Source organism: Desulfovibrio oxyclinae DSM 11498 (assembly GCF_000375485.1).
GTDB classification, from domain to species: domain Bacteria; phylum Desulfobacterota; class Desulfovibrionia; order Desulfovibrionales; family Desulfovibrionaceae; genus Pseudodesulfovibrio; species Pseudodesulfovibrio oxyclinae.
The window spans coordinates 35,579-58,120 of record NZ_AQXE01000017.1 but is presented as its reverse complement, the minus strand read 5'-3'; the positions used below and the strand labels follow the sequence as shown (position 1 = coordinate 58,120).

Below are 22,542 nucleotides of genomic sequence, written 5' to 3'. Positions count from 1 at the left end.
ATTAGTTCTCCCTGGACTTCGGTCCCTGAAGATCCCTTGTAGACTACGAGGTTGATAGGCCGGATGTGTAAGCGCAGCGATGTGTTCAGCAGACCGGTACTAATAGATCGTGCGGCTTATCTAACTTACTTAATATCCTCTCTCCCCCTATTGAACTATATATTTTCCTGGTGGCCAGGGAGGAGGGGTTATACCCGATCCCATTCCGAACTCGGAAGTCAAGCCCTCCATCGCCGATGATACTGCGGTTCTAGTCGTGGGAAAGTAGGTCGCTGCCAGGATATTCTTCCTGAAAGGCCCGGTCAAAATGACCGGGCCTTTTTGCGTGGTACCGACTGCCGACCCACAGGAAAAACCAAACAGAATCGAGCCGACCCGAGACTATGGCCCTCCGCAATACTGTATTGTTCCAATACGTTCAGCAAAAGAAGGCCACAAATGGCGAAGGCTAAACTTATGCTGCCACCGAACTGACAATGTCTACGGCCGACGCGGAAAGGATGATGCCGCCAGATCTTCCCAGATGGTGAAGTCGGACGTAGCGGGCCGATCCCATTCAAGCCTTTCAACTCTTCTCACTCTTCACCGGCCTCTCTCCATCATAAAGCTAGGCTTCAATGCGCATTCGGCCAAACCGTGTTCGGTGCGTTGAGAACAGAGCTCATGGCCGGAGAACCTTGGCGATCTTTTCCAAGGCTTGATCCAGCTCCTGTCTGGAGATCACTAAGGGTGGCGAGAAGCGGAGCACGCTGTCATGAGTTTCCTTGCAAAGAATCCCCTCACCCATGAGCGACTCGCAGTACGGTCGCGCAGAACCAACCTCTTCAAGTAACTCCACGCCGAGAAGAAGCCCTTTGCCTCGAACTTCTTTTACAAGCGGAGAATCAAGATTCTTCAAACTCTTCAAAAAGTAGTCACCAAGTTCATGGGCCCTGCCTATCAGCCCCTCATCCATAAGGACCTTCAGCGATTCCCGCGCAACAGCGCAGGCCAGCGGGTTCCCACCAAAGGTACTCCCGTGATCGCCCGGCATGAATACGCCCAGCAGTTCATTGTTCGAAAGGACTGCCGAGATGGGGTAGAAGCCGCCTGACAAAGCCTTACCAACCAGAGTGGCGTCGGCCTCGATCCCGTCATGTTCTTCGGCAAAAAGTTTTCCGGTTCGTCCAAGTCCGGTCTGGATTTCATCAAGGATCATCATGATGCCGTGTCGGTCACATATCTCTCGGCATTGAGCCAGATAGCCTTCCGCTGGAACTATGACGCCCCCTTCTCCCTGAATCGGTTCGACCAGAAAGCCAACTGTGTTCGGGGTGATCGCAGCTTCAAACGCTTCGGCATCCCCGAAGGGCACACTGACGAATCCAGGTGTGAACGGGCCAAAACCATCCCGGTATTGTTCCTCGCTACTGAACCCGACGATGGTAATGGTGCGTCCGTGAAAGTTGTTGTCACAAACGATGATCTCGGCTTGATCGCGCGGTACGCCTTTGCTTTCGTACCCCCATTTTCTGACGGCTTTTATGGCGGTTTCGACGGCTTCGGTTCCCGAGTTCATCGGCAGAACTTTGTGGGATTTGGTGAGCGAACAGATTTCTTCGTAGAATTGACCGAGTTGGTCATTACGAAAGGCCCGTGACGTGAGAGTGAGCCGCTTCGCCTGATCAGTCATGGCTTTCAGGATGCGGGGATGGCAGTGGCCCTGATTGACGGCGGAATATGCCGCAAGAAAATCCATGTACCGGTTGCCGGCTACATCTTCGAGCCAGATGCCCCGACCTTTGCTGATGACGACGTCGAGCGGCTTGTAATTGTAAGCCCCCAACCGATCCTCGACTTCGATGAACTGTCTCGATTCCATGCTCTGCCTCCGGAGTTTGGGGAAAGCATAGCACCCATTCGAGTCGGATGGAAAGCGGCGCCAGTGCGCCGTGGGTCAAAAAGGGATGGAGAAGTAGGAGAGATTCTTCGACAAGGGGACATAACGCCCCCTTGTCGGAAGGAATCTGGTTAAAATATAGATCAGTCGGCAAGCCGCGTCATGGCGTCTGTGCCATCGGCTGCCTTGACTCCGGCAAGCCATTTCTCAAGGGTGTCGGGGTTTGAGGCGATCCATTCGGATGCAACCGTATCCAAAGGCAGTTCCTTTTTGGAGTAATCCATGATCCAACGGCTCTGCGTGGCGGAATCTACTTTGATATTTTGGAGAAAACGGTATGCTTGCGGGTGAATCGACTTCATCTCCGCGCTGACGACAGTGTGCACTTTGGAGTCGCTGGAGAATTTTTCGGTGCCGGGAACCGCGTCGAGATATGTCATGTCGATTCCGACGTTCATCCAGTGGGGCTTCCAGCATGCGAAGGCAACCCAGCCCTTGTCCTTCATGATGCTCTTGGCTTCCATGAGCATGGCTGAGGTCGTCGCCCCGGTTTGCTTCCAGTCGCCCAGTCCGGCCACGTCATTGGCAATGATCTCATCCATGGCGGTATGCATGGGGGAGCCTATTTCAATGTTGTAAATCGTTTTGTCGAATTTTTCGGCGTGCGCGTCCAGATCGGCGAAGCTTTTCACGCCAGCTTCTGCCGCGTATCTCGGGACGCAAAGACTGATTTTGGCTTCTTCAAGGTTGGTCTGGGCGATTTCAACCGCGTTCTTTTCCAGAAGCGGTTCCAGAAGCGAATTTTGCTGAGGTACCCATGCTCCGAGGAAGGCATCCACTTCATCGGAAACCAACCCCTTGTAGATGATCGGGGGACCGATCTGGAGTTCCTCGGTTTCATAGCCCAGTTTCTCAAGCACCTGCCGCACGATTTCGGTTTTTACCTCCACGCCCGGCCACGGCGGAACACCGAAACGGATTTTCTCGGCCCCGAACGCCTGTGTGCCGTACATGAGCAATGTCAGGACAAGCGTGAGACACATGGTAAGCTTTTTCATGATTCCTCCTGGTTTGAAATTCGACAGTCCGGGAAATACCCGGAGCCGGACTACCGGACCGCATCGCGGACCAGCAATTCCAGCCGTCCTCTTGCCTCCTGAAAGAAGTGTTGCCATCCGCTGCACAGAATGCTGACACCTTGTCTTTGCTTGCCTGAACGGAATTTCGGGCAGTCGCCCATGCAAAGGGATGCATGTTCGCATGTTGTGCATCCAGTGGGGATGGATTGTTTTGCTGTGGAAAAGCTTGAATACAGGGGCCGCTCTCGCATTGCCTCGAACGAGTCGTAGAAGACGTTTCCCAGCTTCATTTCGGTGCCGACATAAAAATCGCAGGGATACACGTCACCGTTATGCTCCACCACCAGATACTGGTCGCACCGATTGCAAAGGCGACATTCCGTGTCCGCAAGGCCAGCCATTTTGGCCATGACCGAATCGAAATTGCGTATGAATACAAGGCCGCGGTGGGCTGCGTGCCACTGTTCGAAAATAGCAAGCAGGAATTCGCCCCAGATTTTGCCGTCAATGCTGAAGGGGAGCGGCCTGCCCGAGGAATCGCTCTCAACGCAGGGAACGAACTGGATGTGACGTATGCCGAGTTCGAGAAGGTGCCGATAGACTTTTAGCGGTGCTGATACATTGGTGGCCGAAACAAGCACAACCGCATTGACCGGAACACCTGCTGCCTGAAGTGTCCGCACGCCCTGTACTGCTCGGGCGTGGCTGTTGCGTCGAGTCCGGGTCCGGCGGTGCGCGTCATGCAAGTCCGCGGGGCCGTCGATACTGCACCCGACAAGGAAGCGATATTTGGCCAAATGGGCTGCGAGATCGTTTTTGATGAGGGTTGCATTGGTCTGAAGGGCGTTGGCAATGTGGGCGCCCCTTGGGGCGAGTTTTTTTTGAAGATCAACAACACGTTTATAAAATGATTCACCCATGAGCGTCGGTTCGCCACCCTGCCAGATCATGGAATACACGGGCTGAGTTGTTTCAAAATAGCGTTCCAGCACCGTCCGCAATGTCTGATCCGTCATGCGGCGTTTACCGCTACCGGGATACAGCGAGCTTTTTTCAAGGTAAAAGCAGTAGTCGCAGCGCAGGTTGCAGTCCGCGGACGCTGGCTTGAGCAGTAATGAAAATGGTTCCATAATGACGGACAGGCCGGTCGCCCCTGCGGGCAGGGGCGACCGTACAAGCCCTACCCTCGCTTGATCCTTGCGTTGGACTCCACGTCGTTCAGGTCCAAGTGATTACGCATGTACTGGTTCGCGGCGTCACAAGGAGGGTGGTAATCCCATGAGGTATGACGGCCTGTCATGTGGGACTCAAAGACGATGCGGCGGCGCTTCTGGCTGGCGTGCACGTTGCGGTCGAGCTGTTCGAGGTCAACGTGCTCGTCCACCTGACGCCGGAACGAGCGGACCGTCTCAGCGTAGTCCGGGCTGTCCGCCAGATTTTCGAGCTCTTCGGGGTCGTTGTTCAAGTCGAAAAGCTGGGGCGGGTCCATGGGGCAGCAGATGAATTTGAAGCGGTCGTCGCGTATCATGATCATGGGGGCTATCGCGCCTTCGCCGAGATATTCGGAAATGACCGGACCACGGTCCGGGTCTTTGCCGTCGCGCGCCAGCGGAAGGAGGCTGTAGCCATCCATGGTGTCGGACGGTTCGTGAAGCTGCGGCGCTTCGGCGAGATCCAACATGGTGGGCAGCAGGTCCACTAGGGAGACCGGTTTATCAACGCGAGCGGCGTTGAACATCTTTGGCGCACTGATGACGAACGGCACCCGCGCAGAGCCTTCGCGCAGGGACATCTTGTACCAGAGGCCGTGTTCACCAAGCATGTCGCCATGGTCTGCGGTGAGCATAACCACCGTGTTCTCGCGCATTCCCGTGTCGTCAAGCGCCTTGAGGATGCGGCCTATCTTGTCATCAAGGTAACTGATCTGACCGTAATAGGCGTGGCGTGCGTTGCGGATATCGTCCGGATTCATTTCGCCCGTACCCATCTTGTAGGCGTGGCGAAGCCGTTTGCTGTGCGGATCGCACTCTTCATACGGCACGTGTCCCACGCGAGGCATGTCGATTTCGTCGTGATCATATCGGTCCCAGTGTTCCTGGGGACAGATGTACGGGTCATGCGGGTCGGTGAAAGAGACCGTCATGCAGAAGGGGCGGTCATCTTTGTCCCGGGCAAGATCGTAGATATGACGCTGCGCCTTGAAGCCAACTTCGTCATCGAAATCAATCTGGTTGGCGCGTTCGTTGTGACCCGCTTCGGTGACGCTGTCCATGTTGTGGTACCACCAGTCGAAGCGACGGTCGGGATCGGACCAGTCCGGTGTCCAGCCATGGTCGGCGGGGTAGATGTCGGTGGTCAGGCGCTCCTCGAACCCGTGCATCTGGTCGCCGCCCACGAAATGCATCTTGCCGCAAAGGGTGGTCCGGTACCCGTTGGCGCGCAGATAATGGGCGAAGGTGGGAATGTCGGCCGGAAATTCGGCTCCGTTGTCGTACGCACCGATGCGTGAAGGCTGCTGTCCGGACATCATGGAAAAGCGAGAAGGCGCGCAGAGCGGACTGTTGCAGTAAGCGCTGGTGAATACGACACCGTCTTCGGCTATCGAATCCATGTGCGGGGTTTTGGTCACTTCATTTCCGTAGAAGGAAAGCGCGCCCGCGGCCAGCTGGTCACACTGGATGAGAAGTATGTTGGGTCGTTGGTCGTCCATAGCAGAACTCCTGTTCCTCGTTTCTACATGTACATATTGCGTTCGATGCGCTGCTTCATGTCATCCATGGCGGTGGCGATTTCGTTCAGGTAGTCCATCCCGGAGACGCTTGCTTCGATGACGCCGAGACCGAGCACCATGGCGATCCGTCCCTGCTCCATGATGGGCACGGCCATACGATAGACACCGGTGTAAAACAGCCCGGCATCGAACTGGGTACCCGTCTCGCGCGTACTGCGGATCATTTCCCTGACCTTGTCCACGTCCAGCGTCGGATCATGCCGGGCGCACTCAGCCGTAAGAAATGATTCATCATCCATCCGCTCGGGCGGGTAAAAAAAGACGGAACCTATCACCGGCAACTGAATGGGCAGGCTCGACCCGGCCGGCCATAGGGAAGGGGACTGCGGGGAGGTAATGCTCTCAAGGCAGAGCATGTACTCGCCGGAGCAGGTGAACAGGTTCACGGACGCTGCAAACCGTTCATGAAGCTCTTTCATGCAGTTTCGGACCACCTGCATCGGCCCTTGCCGTGAGGCAACAGTCTTTCCCCAAAAGTAAGCCTTCATGCCCACGACGTATCGGCCTTCGCGCGTCTTGCTCAGGGCATCCGCGGCGGTGAGTTCCTTGAGAATCTTGTTCACTGTCGTGGGGCTGGGGTTGCCAAGCAGCTTTTGTACGTCGGAAAAGCGAAGTCCATCCGCGCTTTTGCTGGCTTCATCCATGACCATGAGGGCTCTTGTTAGTGTTGACTGGCTCATTTGCTACTCATATGTGTAGTTAAGTTTGTATTTGTGTAGTAATACAGTCTGAGACAGCTGTTGTCAAATTGGAGGGGCTCAGGAAAGGGTGGATGGACAAAGGTCGGGTGAAGGCGCAGTCAGCCAGCAAGGCAGAAAGGGGGGATATGCAGGAGAAAGGCGAAAAAAGAAGGGCACCGAAAATATCGGTACCCCTTGAAAACGACGTATGAAGTAATGTTCTACTTCTTTTTGGCGGAGCCTCTCTTCTTCCAGAGCTGCATTTCCTTCATCTTCTTGCGGCGTTCACGCTGCAGGGATTTGCAGACCAGAGGAGCGTTTTTCTTGTACCCGAACTTCTCGCGGTATTCGGCCGGAGTCAGGTCGTGGGTTGCAAGGTGCTTCTTGGTGAGAATCTTGAAGGATTTGCCACAGACACAGCAGATGACGGACTTCTCGCGCAGGGCCTTTTGGGGATCGCAAGCCGGCGCTTCTTCCTCTTCAGGTGCATTGCCTTCGGCTATACCTTGGATGCCGTTGGCGATCTTTTGAACCATGGAGGTTATTTCCTCTTCGGTCATGGTACGCACGCTGGCTTGCGCCTTGACGATTTCAAGTGCTTGCTTCAGGTACTCTTCCATTTGTTCCCCCTGAGTAAAATAGTGTTTTATGCACAACAAGGTGATTTATTGAAGGCCTAGCAGATGAGATGCATTACGTCTAGGTCATTGCAATAAATATGTGCACGTCGTTTACAGAAAATAACATGATCGTATTTCATCCAGTGCATTGCAGGCACGGAAAACCGGGGCATAGTTGATTCTTGAGTGCGCATCAAGTAATAAATGCTTTTTCAAGAACAATTCGCCGGGAGCAGGAGGAAAAGCAATGTCCACGGAAAAGAACAATATCCATCTTCTGAAGGAAAACAAGGAAGTCGAAAAAGATGAAGAGGTTGCAGCAACGGAAGAAGTAAAGTCCGAAGAAGCGCCCAGCCCCGCCGCAGGCAGGGAAGCGGCCAATCGCGACATGGGCAAGGTGGCTGTCATTGTCTCGCTGCTTTCTGTCGTGCTTCTCGTGATCTTCTTCTTCGGTCTCAACCAGAACATCGCCGGTCTCAGTGCCGAAGTGAAGAGCCTGGGTGAACTGCGCGGACAGGTGCAGACCCTGGACGAGCGCCTTGTGGACCTTGAAGATGTCAACGGCCAGATGACCCGCACCGTCGTGTACGGACTGACCAATGAAATGGCCATGGAGGCCAAATACCTCGAAGGTCAGATCAACGACGAGGAGCAGCGCGCGCAGCTCAAGGAGATTCAGGCCATGCTCGAAAAGTTCAGGCAGAGCGTGCTGAGCAAAAAGATTCAGTAAGAACCGGTCCGGGGGCGTCGTGGTCCCGGATTGGAGTGGCGGGAAATCAGTCTTTTCCGTATGAAAAAGGGAGCCTTGCGGCTCCCTTTTTTGTCTTCGGATTCCCGGCAGGCTAGAGAACCTGACAGCCGTTGTCGGTGATCAGCACTTCGTGCTCCCAGCGGATGCCGCCCCAGTCGCCCCAGTACAGGCCGGGCTCCACGGTGACGAGCATCCCCGGCTCCAGCGTGCCCTGCGCAACCTTGCTCAGGCGCGGAGGTTCATGGGTTTCCAGCCCCACCCCGTGCCCCAGGCCGTGGGTGAAGTGTTCGGCCACGCCGCGCTGGTCAAGGTAGTCCCAGGCGGCCTTCCAGCCGTCATGCAATGAAAGACCGGGCCGCAGCACGTCGATGGCGGCCTGCTGCGCCCCCTGTACCATTTCCAACACTTTCTTGAAGCGGTCGGAGGGCTTGTCTCCCACCCAGAAGGTGCGGGTCTGGTCGGAATTGTAGTCATGGAGCCGACAACCGGTGTCGATGAGTACCAGTTCGCCGTCGCGAAGCGGCTCATCGGAAGGCACACAGTGCGGAAGCGCGGCGTTGGGACCAACCCCCACAATGGTGGAGAAGGCCAGCTCCTGCGCCCCGTTTTCACGGAAGAACTTTTCGATGTCCCATGCGATTTCCTTCTCCGTCCGGCCGGGGATGAGCCGGTCCTCAATGTATGAGAAGAGTCGGTGGTTCAGGTCGATGGAACTGCGCAGTCTGCGGATCTCATCCTCGTCCTTTTTCACCCGCAATTCTTCCACAAGCTCTTTGGCTGCCTGAAGCGTAAGGGTTTCCTTCAGGCCTTCGTAGTCGAACAGGCTCATGGCCTGCGGCTCGAAACAGACGGTGTCGTAGCCCTTGCCCTTGATGAATTCCGCAATGGTCTGCAATCTGCGTGCGGAATAGATGCAGATGTCGTCTTCGTTCCAGAGTCGTTTGGCCGCATCGTGAAAGCGAGGATCCGTGAAAAGGAAGTCCGGGCCATCGGCGGTGATGAGCAGCCAGCCGCTCGACTCGTTGCACTGGGAGTCGTGCAGTTCAAAGCCGCTCAGGTAGTACCGGTTGGCGGCGTGGGAAACGATGAGCGCCGGAAGCTTACGGTCCTTGAGCAGGCGCTTGAGCTTGTCACGTCGATTCGCAAAGATGTTCAAATCCATTTCTACTTCCATGTGTATGTTTTTTCAGGTGTTCCATTGACCATGCGGTCGGCCCACTCCACGCCCTGCATCACGCTGTGGTCCATGTTGGCCACCTCGTACTTCCAGCCGCCGAAACGCCCGCGCGACTGGATTCCCATGCTCTCCAGCCTCGGCTGAATATGTGCAAGCGCGCCGTCTCGTCCGAGCGTGGGCACCGGATACCCGTAGTCCACGCTGATTTCCCAGCGCGTGAGTATCTCAGGCACCCGCTCCCGGTCCAGAAGAGCGGAGTTGACCAGTCCGTCAACGGTGCGGTCCATGAGTTCCGAAAGATTCTCCGGCTTGTGCTCCGAGTACGATGTCTCGCACATGAATGCGAGCTGCTCACCGGGCCTTGCCGTATTGTTTGGTGAATAATTGTGAAAGTTGGTAACGCGGTAGAACGGGCTGTCGCTGTCCGGAAAGTACATCCAGCACCGGCTGTTGCGCTCCGCTTCGCTTGCCACATCGAGCCCGACGCCGCCGACATACACCCCGTTCCGGTCCAGATCGCCAGCAGCTTTCACCATGGCATCATCACCCTGGCGCAGCCACTTCCCGGCCAGAATGTCCAAAGGCGCCGTGTTCAAAAGATGCTCGTACTGCACCTCCAGCCCATCCGCCGTCCGGAGCGTCCGAGTAACGGCATCCACGGAAACGACCTCCTGCCCATAGCGCACCTTTTGGTCAAGCCGCGACGCCATGCGCCGGAATATCTCGCCCGTCCCCCCGTGCAAAGGAAAGAAAAATGTATTGTTCGGCCCCCACGCCACATCATCCTGCTCAAGAATAACGTTCTTCAGCACACTCTTGAGATCCACCACACTCACCCGCTCGCCGATCCAGCCAAACTGCATCAGCTCAGGCGGCGTGGCCCAGACCTTGAAATTATACGGCAGCATGAAATACTTGGCGATCCCGTCACCGAAAATCCGCTCGATCCATTCCCGGAAATTCTTCGGCGCGTCCTCGGGCCTCTTTCCCGGCAGCAGCCCCCGCACACACTCCCAACGCGCTTCGCGAGGCAGATGACGCACATTGTTCTGAAACGGATACGGCACCCACGTCCCACAGGAACGTACCCACGACTCGCGCTGATGCTCCAGCCGTTCATCACCCAGAAGCGACTCCATCAGCCGGTCGAAATACTCATAATGCGAAAATACCACATGCCCGCCGATGTCCCACGTAAACCCGGCATCGTCACGAAAACTGGCCGCCAGCCCCCCAGCATGATCATGACGCTCCAAAACCAGAACATCATCCTCGCCCAACTCACCCAAACGATGAGCAGCACCAAGACCCGTCGGACCAGCACCTATGATGGCATACTTGACCTTCATGCAACCTCCATAGCCAACTTTTGCGCATTGCACGATAAATCGCAAGGCATGGCAAGGATTAAGCACGAAAAGAAGCATATGTGTGGATAGGATGCCTCCGGCGGGCCTTTCAGGCGGACCAAAGGGGCGGGCCCCCTTTGGAATCCCTGAGTTGTCAGTGGCGTTGCAGCTGCTGGGTTCATGCGGCCGCATAACCCGCGTCCTAGCTGCAACCCCGCTGACGGGCTTTTGGGTGGTTGGTGGGGGCTGGCTGGCGAACTGCTTTAGGGTGAGAGTTAGAGGGCTTTCTAACTTCACACGTTTACCACCAGTACTCATCACTTTTCCCGATTCCAAACCCTCCCCATCCCCACTGATCTAACACCCGCCGTCAGCTCACCCGTCAAGCCGCCTACGGGCTTCGGCGTTCGGAAAGCTTGAATGCGGCTTGGCAAGCCAAATGATTTTTGGAGATTCTTAAGAACCTTTTTGCAAAAAGGTTCTTAAGCCCCCGGAGGGCCGTCGGAGACCCGCCGGAGGCCTGCTATGCCCGCAGCCGTTCGTGCGCGGGTGTTTAAACCATTGCCAAACGGCACGCCATGGGTATAATTGCGGGGTTAACAAAGGAGACGACAATGCTTTTGGAAGGAAAGAAAGCTCTTATTTTTGGTGTGGTGAACGAACGCAGCATTGCTTATGGCATTGCCAAGCAGTTCAAGGAGCAGGGTGCGCGGCTGGCATTCAGTTACGCGGCTGATCCTATCAAGCGTCGGCTGGAGCCGATTTGCGAGGAGCTTGGCGGCGAGTTCATGTTCAAGTGTGACGTGACTTCCGAGGAAGACCTTGCGGCGGGTGCGGCTTTGGTGGAGGAGAAGTGGGGTGGCGTGGACACGCTGGTTCATTCCATCGCCTATGCCAACCGTGATGATCTGAAGGGTCGTTTTATTGATACGAGCCGTGAGGGATACAAGGTTGCTCTGGATGTGTCTTCGTATTCTTTGGTGGCGTTGTGTCGCGAGTATGAAAAGCTTTTCAGTCCGGGCAGCTCTGTGTTGACCATGAGCTATTATGGCGCGGGCAAAGTGGTTGCGAACTACAATGCCATGGGTGTGGCCAAGGCTGCTCTTGAGGCCTGTGTGCGGTATCTTTCCGTGGACCTGGGCGAGTCGGGCGTTCGCATCAATGCCATCAGCGCCGGGCCTGTGAAGACCATGGCCGCTTCTGCCATTTCCGGCTTCAGCACCATTTTGGAGCGTATTGAGGAAAAGGCGCCGCTCAAGCGCAACATTACCATTGATGATGTGGGCAAGAGTGCGCTGTATCTGGCTTCTGATCTCTCTTCCGGCACCACCGGAGAGGTCATTTTCGTGGACAGCGGGTACAACATCATGGGTGTGTAGCCGTTTGGCGCAATGTTTGTTGATGAAGCCCTCGGCCTTCGGGTCGGGGGCTTTTTTATTTGGTGTTGTTCTTGACGGCTTCCATGACGATTTTCAGATCGGGCCGTCCATTGACGTCGTTGACGTGGGTCCAGCGGACAATGCCTTCCTTGTCCACAAGGATGAGTGCGCGTTCGGACATGCCGTCGCTGCGCAGGATGCCGTAGCTGTCTGCGGTGGCGCCGTGGGGCCAGAAATCGGACAGGATCGGGAAGTCGATGCCGTTCATGCCCTGTTCCCATGCCCATTGGCTCGGTGTGTTGTCGATGGAGATGCCGACGAGCACCGTGTCGTGTTTGGCGAACAGGTCCAGGGCGATGTTGTAGCCGGGCCATTGGTCGGAGCAGACCGGAGTCCATGCCGCCGGCACGAAGGTCAGCAGGACGTTCTTATTGCCGCGGTAGTCCGAAAGGCGCACGGTCTCGCCATCTGTGGAAGGCAGCTCGAAATCCGGTGCCAGGTCGCCGGGGTGGACTTTTATCTCACTGTCCACGGGCTTGAGCTGACCAACGGGGTAGGCTTCCAGCGCATGGGCTGGAAGCACCGCCAGAGCCATGAGGAATGCAAAAAGAAATGTTCTCATTTCAATGCCTTTTGCGCCTTGCTGATCACGGTTTCGAAGAATTCCTGTTTCTTGAGAATCTCGCCTTCCTGCGTGAAAAGGACCTTGAAGGAGCCGTCGTCGTTTTTTTCAAGCAGGATGTAAAAGGGCGTGCCGACATTGCCGAGGGCCTTGTGGGCCTTGTAGTCCGCATCCGGGAGCATGGGCATGCGCACGTTGTATTTTTCGGAGTAGACGTCGGTCTCGTATTGGGAGTTGCCCGCGCCTATGCCGAACATGAGCAGGCCTGGCGCCTTTTTCTGTACGAGGTCGTACAGTTCCTCCACCCTTGGTGCGTCGCGCTGGCAGATGGGGCAGTACATGCTGAATACTTCGATGAAGACGGCTTCGGCCGGAATGTCCGAAAGCCGGAAGGCTTCGGTTCCTTTTCCAAGGCCGAGTTCTTCTGCCTGCCCCGGGCCTGCGGTCAGATGCAGGTCGGGCATTTTCTGGGCGGCATGAGCCGTAACGGAGAAGGCGAGCAGCATGAGCAGCGCGGACAGGGTGACGCGTGTGAGTTTTGTGGTGATATCCTTCGGCATGTGGGGCACTCCTTTTCTGTTCATGAAGAAGCCGCCGGGAGAGGACGTATCTCCCCCGGCGGCTGTCTATGGGTGGAGGCGTCCTAGCCCCGCATGGAGGCGGCGGGCCTGCGCAGGCGGGCCAGCAGCTGCTTGCGGGTAAGTCCCTTATTGGTAGCGGGCGATGCGTCGGCCATCAGGTACTCGTAGTACTGGTCGGCCGGATAGGCCGTGAGGTAGATGACGCGCGTATCGTCCGGATCGACCAGTTCCGCTTCGGGGTACTTCTTCTGTACCTCTTCCAGACGCTCATAGGCAAGGTCCAGAATCTCATCGCGGTTGCCGAAGTTCATGGTGCCGGTGGGGCAGGCCGTGACACAGGCGGGCCGCAGTCCGATGGCGATACGGTCGTTACACATGTCGCACTTGGTGATCTCGCCGGTTTCCTCGCTGGCGCGGGGGATGTTGTAGGGACATGCCATGTGGATGTCCTCGAAGATCTCCTGCTTGGTCAGCTCGGTGTAGATGACGGCCCCGGTGTCGGGGTCGGTGTACATGGAGCCTTCCACTTCGGAGTATCCCACGCAGGGCGGGTACACACAGTGGCGGCACTGCTCGGGGAAGAAGTTCCAGTGCAGTTTGCCGTCCACCATTTCCTCGCGGAAGCGGACCAGCCTGATGGTGTCGAAGGACAGGTCCGGCGGATTCTGGTGAGTGCCGAGCTGCTTCGTCTGTTCGGCGGGCAGCTTTTTCCATTGCTTGCAGGCAATCTGGCAACCCCTGCAGGCCGTACACTTGGTCAGGTCGACTAAGAAGCTTTTTCCGTTCATGTCGTCCTCCTTAGGCCTTGCGGACGTTGACCATAAAGGCCTTGGTTTCGGGAATGCCGGTGTTCGGGTCGCCCACCGACGGGGTCAGGATGTTGGCGGAGTCGCCGCCGTCCTTGGGCCATGTCCAGCCGTAGTGCCAGGGCAGCCCCACCTGATGAACGGTGTTGCCGTCGATGGTGAAGGGCTTGAGGCGCGGGGTGACGATTGCGATGGCCCAGATGGAGCCGCGCAGGCTGTCCATGACGACCTTTTCCCCGTTTTCGATTCCCTTGAGCTTCGCGAGCTGCGGACTCATTTCGCAGAAGACCTGCGGTTCGGTCTCAATCAGCCACGGGACGTTTCTGGTCATGACGCCCGTCTGCCAGTGCTCGGTCGCGCGGTACGTGGAGCAGACCAGCGGGTAGCGCGGGTCGCACACGGCCTTTTGTTCCTTGGCGAAGGAGATGGCCGTGGGGTTATGCAGCTGGCCGGAGAACGGGTGTTCCTTGACCGGGCATTCCAGCGGTTCGTAGTATTCGGGCAGCGGACCGTCGGCGCGACCGGGGCCGTAAAGCTGACCGTAGCCGTGCTTGCGCATGATGAACGCATGCTTGGATCCGGGCTTCCAGCCGCCGTCGGGTACGTCGCCGACCCACTTGGCTCCGGTCCACTTGATGACCGGCTTCTCGGTGGCGTAAGGCTTACCCTGAAGGTCCACGGAGGCGCGGTTGTAGAGGATGCGGCGGTTGACGGGCCAGCACCAGCTCCAGTTCGGGAACAGGCCGATGTTGGCCTGCATGTCGGTCTGGGTGGTGTCGCGGCGCGCAGCCATGTTGCCGTCGTCCGTGTAGGAGTTGCAGTACAGCCAGTTACCGGAACAGGTGGAGCCATCGTCCTGCAGGTAGGCGAAGCTCGGAACCTGCTGACCCTTGCGGAAGCTCTTGCCCTTCACGGTCACGTCGCGGGTGAAGTGCCCGTTGATGAGCTTGGCGGTCTTGTGCGGGTCGAACACGCCGTCGGTGGCAATGCCGTCCCAGCTCAGCTTGGTGATGGGCTCGGGATAGACGCCGCCGTCCTTTTCGTACAGGTGCTGCACTTCCTTCATCAGTTCGTACATGATGTCGCCGTCGGGCTTGGTTCCCTTTCTGGGTTCCGGACCCTTGTAGCGCCACTGCATCCAGCGTCCCGAGTTGGTGACGGAGCCTTCCTTCTCGATGGAAACTGCGCAGGGCAGGAAGAAGACTTCGGTCTTGATCGTTTCGGGATTCATGTCCGGGCCTTCCCAGAACCAACCGGTTTCGTTGGGGAAGATGTTCACGTTAACCAGCCAGTCAAGATTGGCGAGGGCTTCGCGGTTCTTGTTGGCGTTGGCGCCGGAACAGGCGGGGTTCATGCCCCACGCGAACAGGCCCTTGAACTTGCCGGTGGACATCTTGTCGAACAGGGTCAGCCATGCGTATTCGCTGGCGGCACCTGTGTCGAGCTTGGGCAGGTACTCGTATGCCTTGGCCGGTGTGTCGTCCATCCACATGGACTTGAGCAGGCTGGCCGAGTACTTGGGATAGTTGCTCCACCAGTTGGCGGATTTCGGGTCGTTGGATACCGGGGTGTACGCCTTGTCGTAATCCGCCAGCGTGGGCTGGAAGGACTTGGGCGTCTTCAGGTAGCCAGGCAGGATGTGGTAAAGCAGGCAGTGGTCGGTGGAACCCTGCACGTTGGATTCACCGCGCAGTGCGTTCACGCCGCCGCCAGCCACGCCGATGTTGCCCAGCAGCAGCTGGACCATGGCCATGGCGCGGATATTCTGCACGCCGACCGTGTGCTGGGTCCAGCCCATGGCGTACATGATGGTTCCGGCCTTGTCCTTGGCACCGGTGGCGGCAAACGCCGAGTAGAGCTCTTCCAGTTCGGCCTTGGAGAGACCGGACATGCTGGAGGCGTTCTCGATGTTGTACCGCTCGTAGTGCTTCTTCATGAGCTGAAGTACGCAGCGGGGATGCTTCAGGGTGTGGTCCTGCTTGGGCACGCCGTTGGCGTCCAGCTCAAAGCCCCACTTGGACTTGTCGTAGCTGTTGGTTTCGGGATCGTACCCTGCGAAGATTCCGTCCTCGAAGGAGAAGTCCTCGCCGACGATGAAGCTCGCGTTGGTGTAGTTGGACACGTACTCCTTGAAGTACAGCTCGTTGTCGAGGATGTACTTGATCATGCCGCCGAGTACGGCGATGTCGGAGCCGGAACGGATTCCCGCCCAGAGGTCGGCCTTGGCCGAGGTCCTGGTGAAGCGGGGGTCCACATGGATGAGCTTGGCACCCTTTTTCTGGGCCTTGGTGACCCACTTGAAAGAAATGGGGTGGTTTTCGGCAGCGTTACTGCCCATGATCAGAATGCAATCACTGTTCTTGATGTCTACCCAGTGATTGGTCATCGCGCCGCGTCCGAACGACTCTGCCAGAGCCGCAACAGTCGCGCTGTGTCAGATACGCGCCTGGTGCTCTATGTACACCAGGCCGAGGCTGCGGAGCATGGTCTGGAAAGCCCAGCACTCCTCGTTGTCGAGCGCCGCGGAGCCGAGGGACGCGATGCCTTCGGTGCGGTTGACCGTTTCGCCCTTGTCGTTCTTGAAGGCGAAGGTCTTGTCGCGGGTGTCCTTGACTCGGTGGGCGATTTTCTCAAGCGCCCATTCCCAGGAGACCTGCTTGAATTCCTTGGAGAAGGGGGCGCGGTACAGCGGCCCTTCGGGACGACGGGGGTTGTCGTTGAGCTGGTAGATGGACGCGCCCTTGGCGCAGAGCGCTCCCTGGTTGACGGGATGGTCGGGGTCGCCCTCGACGTTGACCGCCTTTTTGGTTTCCAGGGACGTGTTGACGACCAGGCCGCATCCGACGGCACAGTAGCAGCAGATGGTGGTGGTTTGCTTGGTCCACTCGGGCTTGAGCATGGTCGCGCGGTCCACCGCGAGAGCGGTGTGGCGGCAGCCCAGGCCTCCGAAGGCGGTCATTGCCGCCGCCGTAGCGGAGAGCTTGAGGAACCTTCTTCGATTGACGTTCATCCTTCCTCCTTGACTTGGTGGTTGTTCACCGGCCCCTGATCTCGCGGCCGAGGACCGTGAGCAGGGCGAAACCGTGCGGCCTGACGACGGGCCGAGAAGCGTCCGGGCAGATCGACGCGTTCCCTTTCGGGAGTGGAGTGACGCGAACGGTCATGCACCGGGCCGCTTCGCGGACGCACGCCAGATCGAAGCCGAGTCCCCCGAAGGGGGCGGCGGTTTCACGGCGAATGCCACGCTTGCGGTTGGGTCGGTTGTTCATGATGCGTACCTCTACGGTTTTCCTTGATACGCATAATGGAACAGGGGAAGAAGGGAATCAAAGGGAGGCTTCTTGACCACGCTCCTGCACAACGGCGCAGAGGTAGCTCGCCAGCGTTTCAAATATCGGGCGGCCCCGGTTGTTGAAACGGAACTCCAATTCCTTGAGGTAGAGCGGGAAGCGCTGGCAGGAAATGCCCCGGAAGCGGCGCAGTCTCTTGCGTGCGAACTTCCAGAACTCACTGTCGGATTCGTCCAGCATGGGCCGCTTCTTCTGCTTGCGGATGACGTGGTACGGAAGGGTGTCGTTGCCGCAGAAGATGAGCCCGTCATAGTCCTTGTAACGGTCAGTGTAGACGAGGTTGCCGGAGCGGACCATGCTCAGGTGGAAGTTCATGTGGAAATGAAAGACGGTTTCTGCCTGAAAGCCCGGCACCAGATCGATGAAGGCCATGCTGCCGCGCTGGATGATGCCGTAAACCGGGATCGTATCCATGCGCATGTCCTTGGGCCCGCCGGTGAGGCGGTTGCCCTTGAGGTAGCCGTCCAGCCCGGTTTCGGGGCCGAGAAGCTGGTTGGCGTCGATGGCGTGGGCCAGAACGGAGAAGCGCAGCGCGGTGAGTGCCTTGTATACGGTATTGTAGCTCAGGCCGAGGGCCTCGGTGATCTCATGCACCGTGGCCTCGCGTTCGAAGAGTCGGATGAGTGCGAGCCAGTCCGAACAGCTCAGGGCACCGTTGTTGATCCAGCGTCCGCTGAAGTGCTGGAAGGTATACTTGCAGGCGGCACAGCGCATGCGCTTTCCCGCCGAGAGGGAATAGACCTTTCGGTGGCCGCAGCGCGGACAGTACGGATCGCCGTCGGGCCAGCAGAAGGACAGCAGATATTCACGGGCCGCGTCCTCGGTGGAGAGCAGCCTGTCCACGCTGGTCAGTGGGCGCGCGCCATGCGCCGAGCCCGTGTAGCTTACCGATTCCTTTGCCGCGCCGCTCTGCACTTTAGAATCCCCACGCCGAAAGGGTTGCGCGCTGGTACCCGTTTTCACGGGCCACGAAATCCAGCGTCATGGAATCAAGATCATCGAGGACGGGCAGGGACTTGCGGTCCATTTCGCGAAAATCGATGGTCTTGGAGTAGTTGCCGCAGGTCTTGCAGACTTCCACGCGGTATCCCGGCTCCTCCTTGGCGGTGAAGAACGAGAGCTTGTCGTGGGCATCCTCGTCGCACAGCAGGCAGGCGATGCGGCGCACGCGGTATTCGTGCAGACAATGGGAGCAGGTGGCGAAACGGAACCCTTCCTTGCCGTTCAGCCGGGAAATGAGGGGCATGCTGCCACAGATGGGACACGTGCCATGCATCCGTGCGGAATTTCTGGTTCCGGTGTGCTTGGACAGCCCTTCGGCAACGGCGCGCAGGCTCGGCTCCAGTGCGGCCTTGACGAGAAACGGCAGGGCGCGGGGGGCATCCCCGGTACGCTCAGCCCATTTCATAAAATATTCTTCGTCATCGCGATGGAATGCGCAGAACGCTTCTTCAAGGTCCAGTTCACCTTCATCAAGGGCTTTTTCAAGAACCCCGGCTGCCTCGGCCATGGGGCTTTCGTCCCGGCACAGTACAGGCAGGAGCTTGCGGAAAAGTTCGGCTGCATTGGCAGCGTCGTGCGGAAACTCATCGCGAGGCAGCAACGGCTTGCCCATGAGGTTCTGTTCCTCGCTGGGCAGGGTCGAAGGATCGGGAAGAGCGATGCTGACGTTTCTGGCCGCCTCGGCCTGAAGTTCGGTAACGGCTTCGAGCATGTCAACAAGTACCGCGGGGATGTGCTCGCGGTTGCGTATGGTGGCCGCTCTGTCGGCAAAGGAGGCGTCGAACTGCTTCTGTATGTCGCTCATCATTTTTCTCCATGCTCTAGCATTTTTATCATTCGGTAAAACACTAGGTGCCACTATGGCGGTTGCCAACGACTTTTCTCTTGCTCATGGTCTGACACAAAACCTAACGAAAGTCATGTTAGAGCGGTTATTTATCCGTTGCCAAAAATGTACAATATTATGCCCAAACGGGCATAATGCTGTAAGGAACATGTAAGGTTCCAGCTGGTTGTGCAGGTGAAATCAGGAGAATTCGGGACCGGGAAGAACCGTTATAATTTCATTTTTTCTTAACTCGGCCCCGCCGGGAACGGCGAGATAGGTGTCAAGGCGAGCGATTTCTGCAAGCGGTGGGAGACCTTCGGGAAGGGGGCGGGCGCAGAGACGGTTGTCCTGCATCTCCAATGTGCATGGGGCCAGCCACTCGGAGCCTTTGCGAACGTGTAGCGGCTGGAGCAGCTCGGCTTTTCTTTCGCCGGATACCGGTCGCCCGGAAAGGGCTCGCACCAGAGGAAGCGCGAAGGCGTGCAGCAGGGGGGAGACGGCGTGGGGCGGGCCGGGAAAGCCCAGCAGCAGACAGTCCGCCCGCGTTGCCGCGAACATCGTCCTGCCCGGCCTGAGTGCGAGGCGGTCCACGAGGATTTCGAAGCCCGCTTCCCTGGCGGATTTCCGTGCGAGGTCGCGGTCGCCGCGGCCGGTTCCGCCCATGGTGATCACCAGCTGGGCGTCATGGAATCCGGCGTGGGTCCTGCGCATGTCACGCGGGGTATCGCGGACCGTGTCCGCCGTGCGAATCTCGGCCCCGGCGCGTCGCAGCAGCTCGGAGGCGAGGATGAGGTTGTCGGAGCGAAAGGCTCCCGCCCCCGGTGTCTGGTCGGCGCGCACCAGCTCGTCGCCGAGTGCGTAGATTGCCACGCGCGGCGGCGGATGCGCGGTCACCGACGGTACGAAGGAGCGCGTCATTACCGCAGCCATGGCCGGCGTCACGGTCTCGCCCCGCAAACCGACGGGGTGCCCTTGCGGAAGATCGTGCCCGGCCGGAAAAACATACTGTCCCGCTTCCGTTTCGGCGGTAACGGCCAGGGTGTTTTCGGTCACTTGCGCTTCCTCGTCCATGAGCACGGCGTCCGCGCCTACCGCCAGTGGCCCCCCCGTGAGGATGCGCATGGCATGTCCCTCCTGAAGCACGGCCACGGGAGCATCGGGCGCGGAAACGCCGGAGATTTGCAATTCTGCGGGATTTTGCGGGGTTGCGCCGACGGTTTCCGACGAGTCCAGCGCATACCCGTCGCGGGAGGAGCGAGGGGAATCCGGCACCGGTCGCGCGGCGTGGGCGTCTTCGGCGAGGACGCGGCCCACGGCGCGGTGCGGGGACAAAGACTCGGGCGACGCGGGAACAACCCGTTCCAGCAAGGCTTCGAGCGCCTGCGTGCGCGTCGCGTTTTTCAGCATGATCACTCCCTGATAAGTCGTCCGGGATCGTTGTAGACCCAGAAGGAATCGTCCTTCACGTTGCCGATGAGGGTGATGCCGGTCTTGCGGGCCAGTTCCACGGAAAAGCGCGTGGCCACGGCGGTGGACACCAGCACGGGCACGCCCATCCGAAGCACCTTGAGCAGAATCTCGGAGGCGACCCGGCCCGTGCTGACGACCATCTTGTCGTCAACGCTCATATCCTTCAGAAAGCATTGCCCGCAGATCATGTCAATGGCGTTGTGCCTGCCGATGTCCTCACGGAACAGCAGCATCTCTTCGGGAGTGCACAGGGAGGAGTTGTGGCAGCCGCGCGTTGCGCCATAGAGCGTGGAGCGCCGGTGCAGCTCGTCCACGAGGCTTAGGATCTGTTGCGGGGTCACCCGCACGTCCCCGCCGATGCGCCGCCGGGAGATGGTGGAGACGTTGCGTCCGAAGTTGGTACCCTTGCCGCAGCCGGAGGTGATGGAGCGCTCCACCGTACGGTTTTTCCACGGATCGTGGCATACTTCCACATCCACCACGATGCGCTCGTCGTCCTCTTCAACTTCAAGCGCCGTGATCTGTTCCGGGCTTTGCAGGAAGGCGTCGGACTTGAGAAAGCCCACCGCCAGTTCCTTGGGATATTTGGCCGTGCACAGCAGGGTCACTGCCTCGCGGCCGTTGATGCGTATGGTCAGAGGTACTTCGCGAATGGACCGGATGGGTTTGACGCCGAATCCGCCTGCGCTGTATTCCGTGATGTCGTAATGGTAGGAATCGATCATGTTTGCGGCTCCCGTTGATTTTCATCGACGCTTTCACGTATACGTGATCACCGCCGTCCCGCAAAAGGGGCGACCTATTCACCGAGCTCTTGCACCGGAGGAAAGTTCCGATGAGCACCCCTGTCGTCTGCATGGTGGGCAAGAAGAAGTCCGGCAAGACCACGCTGCTGGAAAAGCTGATACCGGCCCTGAAAGCGCGCGGCCTGAGCGTTGGAACCGTCAAGCACGACACCCACGGCTTCGACATCGACCGCGAGGGAAAGGACACGTGGCGTCACCGCGAGGCAGGGGCCGAAACCGTGGTGATCTCGTCGCCCAACCGTCTGGCCGTCATCAAGGAAACCGCTTCGGAAATGTCGCTGGATCAGTTGGCGAAAACCTTTTTCGCGGATCGGGACATCGTGGTCACCGAAGGGTTTTTCAATTCGGATATGCCCAAGGTGGAGGTTTTTCGGGCCGAGGCCCACGCCCAGCCGTTGTGCGATCCGGAAACCGCGTGGGAACGCAGGCTGCTGGCCTTTGTCACGGATACCGAGGTGGACCCGGGCGTGCCGGTCTTCGGCCTTGACGACGCGGACGGGCTGGCCGCACTCATCGCCGACTGGTTTGGCCTGTGATCAGAGCGCTTCGGCGGCTGCCCGCCAGCGTTCCAGTTCTTCGGGCGTGTTGACGTTCACGAAGGAGAGCAGATCCGGATCGCCGGGGCGCAACAGGGACACCGGCACTTCGCGCACCTGCACCTGACCGAAGAAACCTATGATCTTGTACTCTCCCCGGTCGAGCTGTTCGGCAACGGGGCGGACACAGCGTCGGGAATAGACGGCGCACAGCGGCTCGCGGTAGCCGTCCTCCTTGAGCGGGATGACCACGTCATCGGTTTCCTCTCCCTGTTCGGCCAGCCTGACCGCCAGCCCCTGCCGCACGAAAGGCGCATCGCAGGCGCAGACAAAGGCGTGCTCGAAAGCGCAGACGCTGAGCCCCGCGTGGATGCCGGTCAGCGAGCTGCGCGCCTCGAAGCGGTCCGGAGCCGTGCGGACCGAGTAGTTCGCGAAGTCCTCCGGGGCCCGGCATGAGACCACGGTCTCGCCGAAAGCCGGGGACAGTTCATCCAGAAGCCTTTCGATGATGCGTCTGCCGCCGACTTCCAGAAAGGCCTTTCGCACGCCGCCCATCCGGGAACCGAGCCCGCCCGCGAGAATGATCAGGGACATGTTCTTCGGATTCATGTTCCGGAAAATGACCCGTCCCGGCCGGAAAGGCAAGCCCTTGCGCAAGCGGGAGCGGTTCTTTTTCATTTTCATGTGGTTGTCTTGCCCAGTCGTGCGCCGCGTGCTACCAATTGTTGGGAAACCAATACTGTTCAACCCGGTAGGCATCCATGTTCCTTCGCTTTCTTGTTTCTCTTTGTCTGGTGGCGACGCTTGCGGGAATGGCTGCGGCTTCTCCCACAGC

At 58.4% G+C, this 22,542-nt stretch carries 21 protein-coding genes and 2 rRNA genes; 5 read left to right on the top strand and 18 right to left on the bottom strand.

The annotated features are described in order from the left end of the window. Positions 1–124 (top strand): 23S ribosomal RNA (locus B149_RS0115250); the annotation flags it as partial. A 42-nt stretch (positions 125–166) separates the two neighbouring features. Beyond that, positions 167–281, top strand: a 5S ribosomal RNA gene (rrf, locus tag B149_RS0115245). A gap of 380 nt (positions 282–661) precedes the next feature. On the opposite strand, the gene rocD is transcribed toward rrf, so the two are convergent. The 6 genes from rocD to B149_RS0115210 all read right to left on the bottom strand — a co-directional run bounded on the left by rocD (position 662) and on the right by B149_RS0115210 (position 7,049). After that, positions 662–1,861: an ornithine--oxo-acid transaminase gene (gene rocD / locus B149_RS0115240; RefSeq protein WP_018126038.1), complete on the bottom strand. Its 1,200-nt coding sequence runs from the start codon at positions 1,859–1,861 to the stop codon at positions 662–664. Between the two features lie 161 nt (positions 1,862–2,022). Continuing rightward, on the bottom strand, positions 2,023–2,937 hold the full coding sequence (locus B149_RS0115235; RefSeq protein WP_018126037.1) for a glycine betaine ABC transporter substrate-binding protein: 915 nt from the start codon (positions 2,935–2,937) through the stop codon (positions 2,023–2,025). A gap of 50 nt (positions 2,938–2,987) precedes the next feature. Beyond that, positions 2,988–4,088 (bottom strand): anaerobic sulfatase maturase, encoded by a 1,101-nt coding sequence (locus tag B149_RS17515; protein WP_018126036.1) that lies wholly within the window; start codon positions 4,086–4,088, stop codon positions 2,988–2,990. 50 nt (positions 4,089–4,138) lie between these two features. Continuing rightward, positions 4,139–5,668, bottom strand: coding sequence for a choline-sulfatase (betC, locus tag B149_RS0115225; RefSeq protein ID WP_018126035.1), 1,530 nt, complete (start codon positions 5,666–5,668; stop codon positions 4,139–4,141). 23 nt (positions 5,669–5,691) lie between these two features. Further along, on the bottom strand, positions 5,692–6,429 hold the full coding sequence (locus B149_RS0115220; RefSeq protein ID WP_156816852.1) for an IclR family transcriptional regulator domain-containing protein: 738 nt from the start codon (positions 6,427–6,429) through the stop codon (positions 5,692–5,694). Between the two features lie 221 nt (positions 6,430–6,650). Next, on the bottom strand, positions 6,651–7,049 hold the full coding sequence (locus tag B149_RS0115210) for a Ros/MucR family transcriptional regulator (RefSeq protein ID WP_018126032.1): 399 nt from the start codon (positions 7,047–7,049) through the stop codon (positions 6,651–6,653). A 247-nt stretch (positions 7,050–7,296) separates the two neighbouring features. On the opposite strand from B149_RS0115210, the gene B149_RS0115205 reads away from it, so the two are divergent. Next, positions 7,297–7,779 carry a hypothetical protein gene (locus tag B149_RS0115205; RefSeq protein WP_018126031.1) on the top strand — a complete coding sequence of 161 codons (483 nt, stop codon included), beginning with the start codon at positions 7,297–7,299 and terminating at the stop codon, positions 7,777–7,779. A gap of 112 nt (positions 7,780–7,891) precedes the next feature. Here B149_RS0115205 and B149_RS0115200 read toward each other — a convergent pair whose 3' ends face one another. Next, positions 7,892–8,962: a M24 family metallopeptidase gene (locus B149_RS0115200; protein ID WP_018126030.1), complete on the bottom strand. Its 1,071-nt coding sequence runs from the start codon at positions 8,960–8,962 to the stop codon at positions 7,892–7,894. A 2-nt stretch (positions 8,963–8,964) separates the two neighbouring features. Beyond that, on the bottom strand, positions 8,965–10,326 hold the full coding sequence (locus B149_RS0115195) for a protoporphyrinogen/coproporphyrinogen oxidase (protein WP_026167658.1): 1,362 nt from the start codon (positions 10,324–10,326) through the stop codon (positions 8,965–8,967). A gap of 614 nt (positions 10,327–10,940) precedes the next feature. Here B149_RS0115195 and B149_RS0115190 point away from each other — a divergent pair. Then, positions 10,941–11,705, top strand: coding sequence for an enoyl-ACP reductase FabI (locus B149_RS0115190; RefSeq protein ID WP_018126027.1), 765 nt, complete (start codon positions 10,941–10,943; stop codon positions 11,703–11,705). A 55-nt stretch (positions 11,706–11,760) separates the two neighbouring features. Here B149_RS0115190 and B149_RS0115185 read toward each other — a convergent pair whose 3' ends face one another. The 9 genes from B149_RS0115185 to fdhD all read right to left on the bottom strand — a co-directional run bounded on the left by B149_RS0115185 (position 11,761) and on the right by fdhD (position 21,090). Further along, on the bottom strand, positions 11,761–12,327 hold the full coding sequence (locus B149_RS0115185) for a peroxiredoxin (protein ID WP_018126026.1): 567 nt from the start codon (positions 12,325–12,327) through the stop codon (positions 11,761–11,763). Then, a complete protein-coding gene (locus B149_RS17510) occupies positions 12,324–12,887 on the bottom strand; it encodes a TlpA family protein disulfide reductase (RefSeq protein WP_018126025.1) in 564 nt (187 codons plus the stop codon). Before B149_RS17510 ends, B149_RS0115185 begins: the two co-directional genes overlap by 4 nt. 83 nt (positions 12,888–12,970) lie before the next feature. After that, positions 12,971–13,696, bottom strand: coding sequence for a 4Fe-4S dicluster domain-containing protein (locus B149_RS0115175; RefSeq protein WP_018126024.1), 726 nt, complete (start codon positions 13,694–13,696; stop codon positions 12,971–12,973). A gap of 10 nt (positions 13,697–13,706) precedes the next feature. Next, positions 13,707–16,724, bottom strand: a complete 3,018-nt coding sequence (gene fdnG, locus B149_RS0115170) for a formate dehydrogenase-N subunit alpha (protein WP_156816851.1) — start codon at positions 16,722–16,724, stop codon at positions 13,707–13,709. A gap of 25 nt (positions 16,725–16,749) precedes the next feature. Further along, positions 16,750–16,983, bottom strand: coding sequence for a hypothetical protein (locus B149_RS0115160; protein WP_018126021.1), 234 nt, complete (start codon positions 16,981–16,983; stop codon positions 16,750–16,752). A 57-nt stretch (positions 16,984–17,040) separates the two neighbouring features. Further along, entirely contained in the window at positions 17,041–17,979 is a 939-nt protein-coding gene (locus tag B149_RS0115155; protein ID WP_018126020.1) for a transposase, read from the bottom strand. A 1-nt stretch (position 17,980) separates the two neighbouring features. Next, complete coding sequence (locus B149_RS0115150; protein ID WP_018126019.1) at positions 17,981–18,871, bottom strand: formate dehydrogenase accessory protein FdhE; 891 nt, start codon at positions 18,869–18,871, stop codon at positions 17,981–17,983. Between the two features lie 222 nt (positions 18,872–19,093). Beyond that, on the bottom strand, positions 19,094–20,302 hold the full coding sequence (locus tag B149_RS0115145; RefSeq protein ID WP_018126018.1) for a molybdopterin molybdotransferase MoeA: 1,209 nt from the start codon (positions 20,300–20,302) through the stop codon (positions 19,094–19,096). A gap of 2 nt (positions 20,303–20,304) precedes the next feature. Continuing rightward, positions 20,305–21,090 carry a formate dehydrogenase accessory sulfurtransferase FdhD gene (fdhD, locus tag B149_RS0115140; protein WP_018126017.1) on the bottom strand — a complete coding sequence of 262 codons (786 nt, stop codon included), beginning with the start codon at positions 21,088–21,090 and terminating at the stop codon, positions 20,305–20,307. Positions 21,091–21,200: 110 nt separating this feature from the next. Between fdhD and mobB the strand changes: the two genes are divergently transcribed. After that, positions 21,201–21,707 (top strand): molybdopterin-guanine dinucleotide biosynthesis protein B, encoded by a 507-nt coding sequence (gene mobB, locus B149_RS0115135; protein WP_018126016.1) that lies wholly within the window; start codon positions 21,201–21,203, stop codon positions 21,705–21,707. Here the strand turns inward: mobB and mobA are convergent, their stop codons facing one another. After that, complete coding sequence (mobA, locus tag B149_RS0115130; RefSeq protein ID WP_018126015.1) at positions 21,708–22,391, bottom strand: molybdenum cofactor guanylyltransferase; 684 nt, start codon at positions 22,389–22,391, stop codon at positions 21,708–21,710. Positions 22,392–22,542 lie beyond the last annotated feature (151 nt).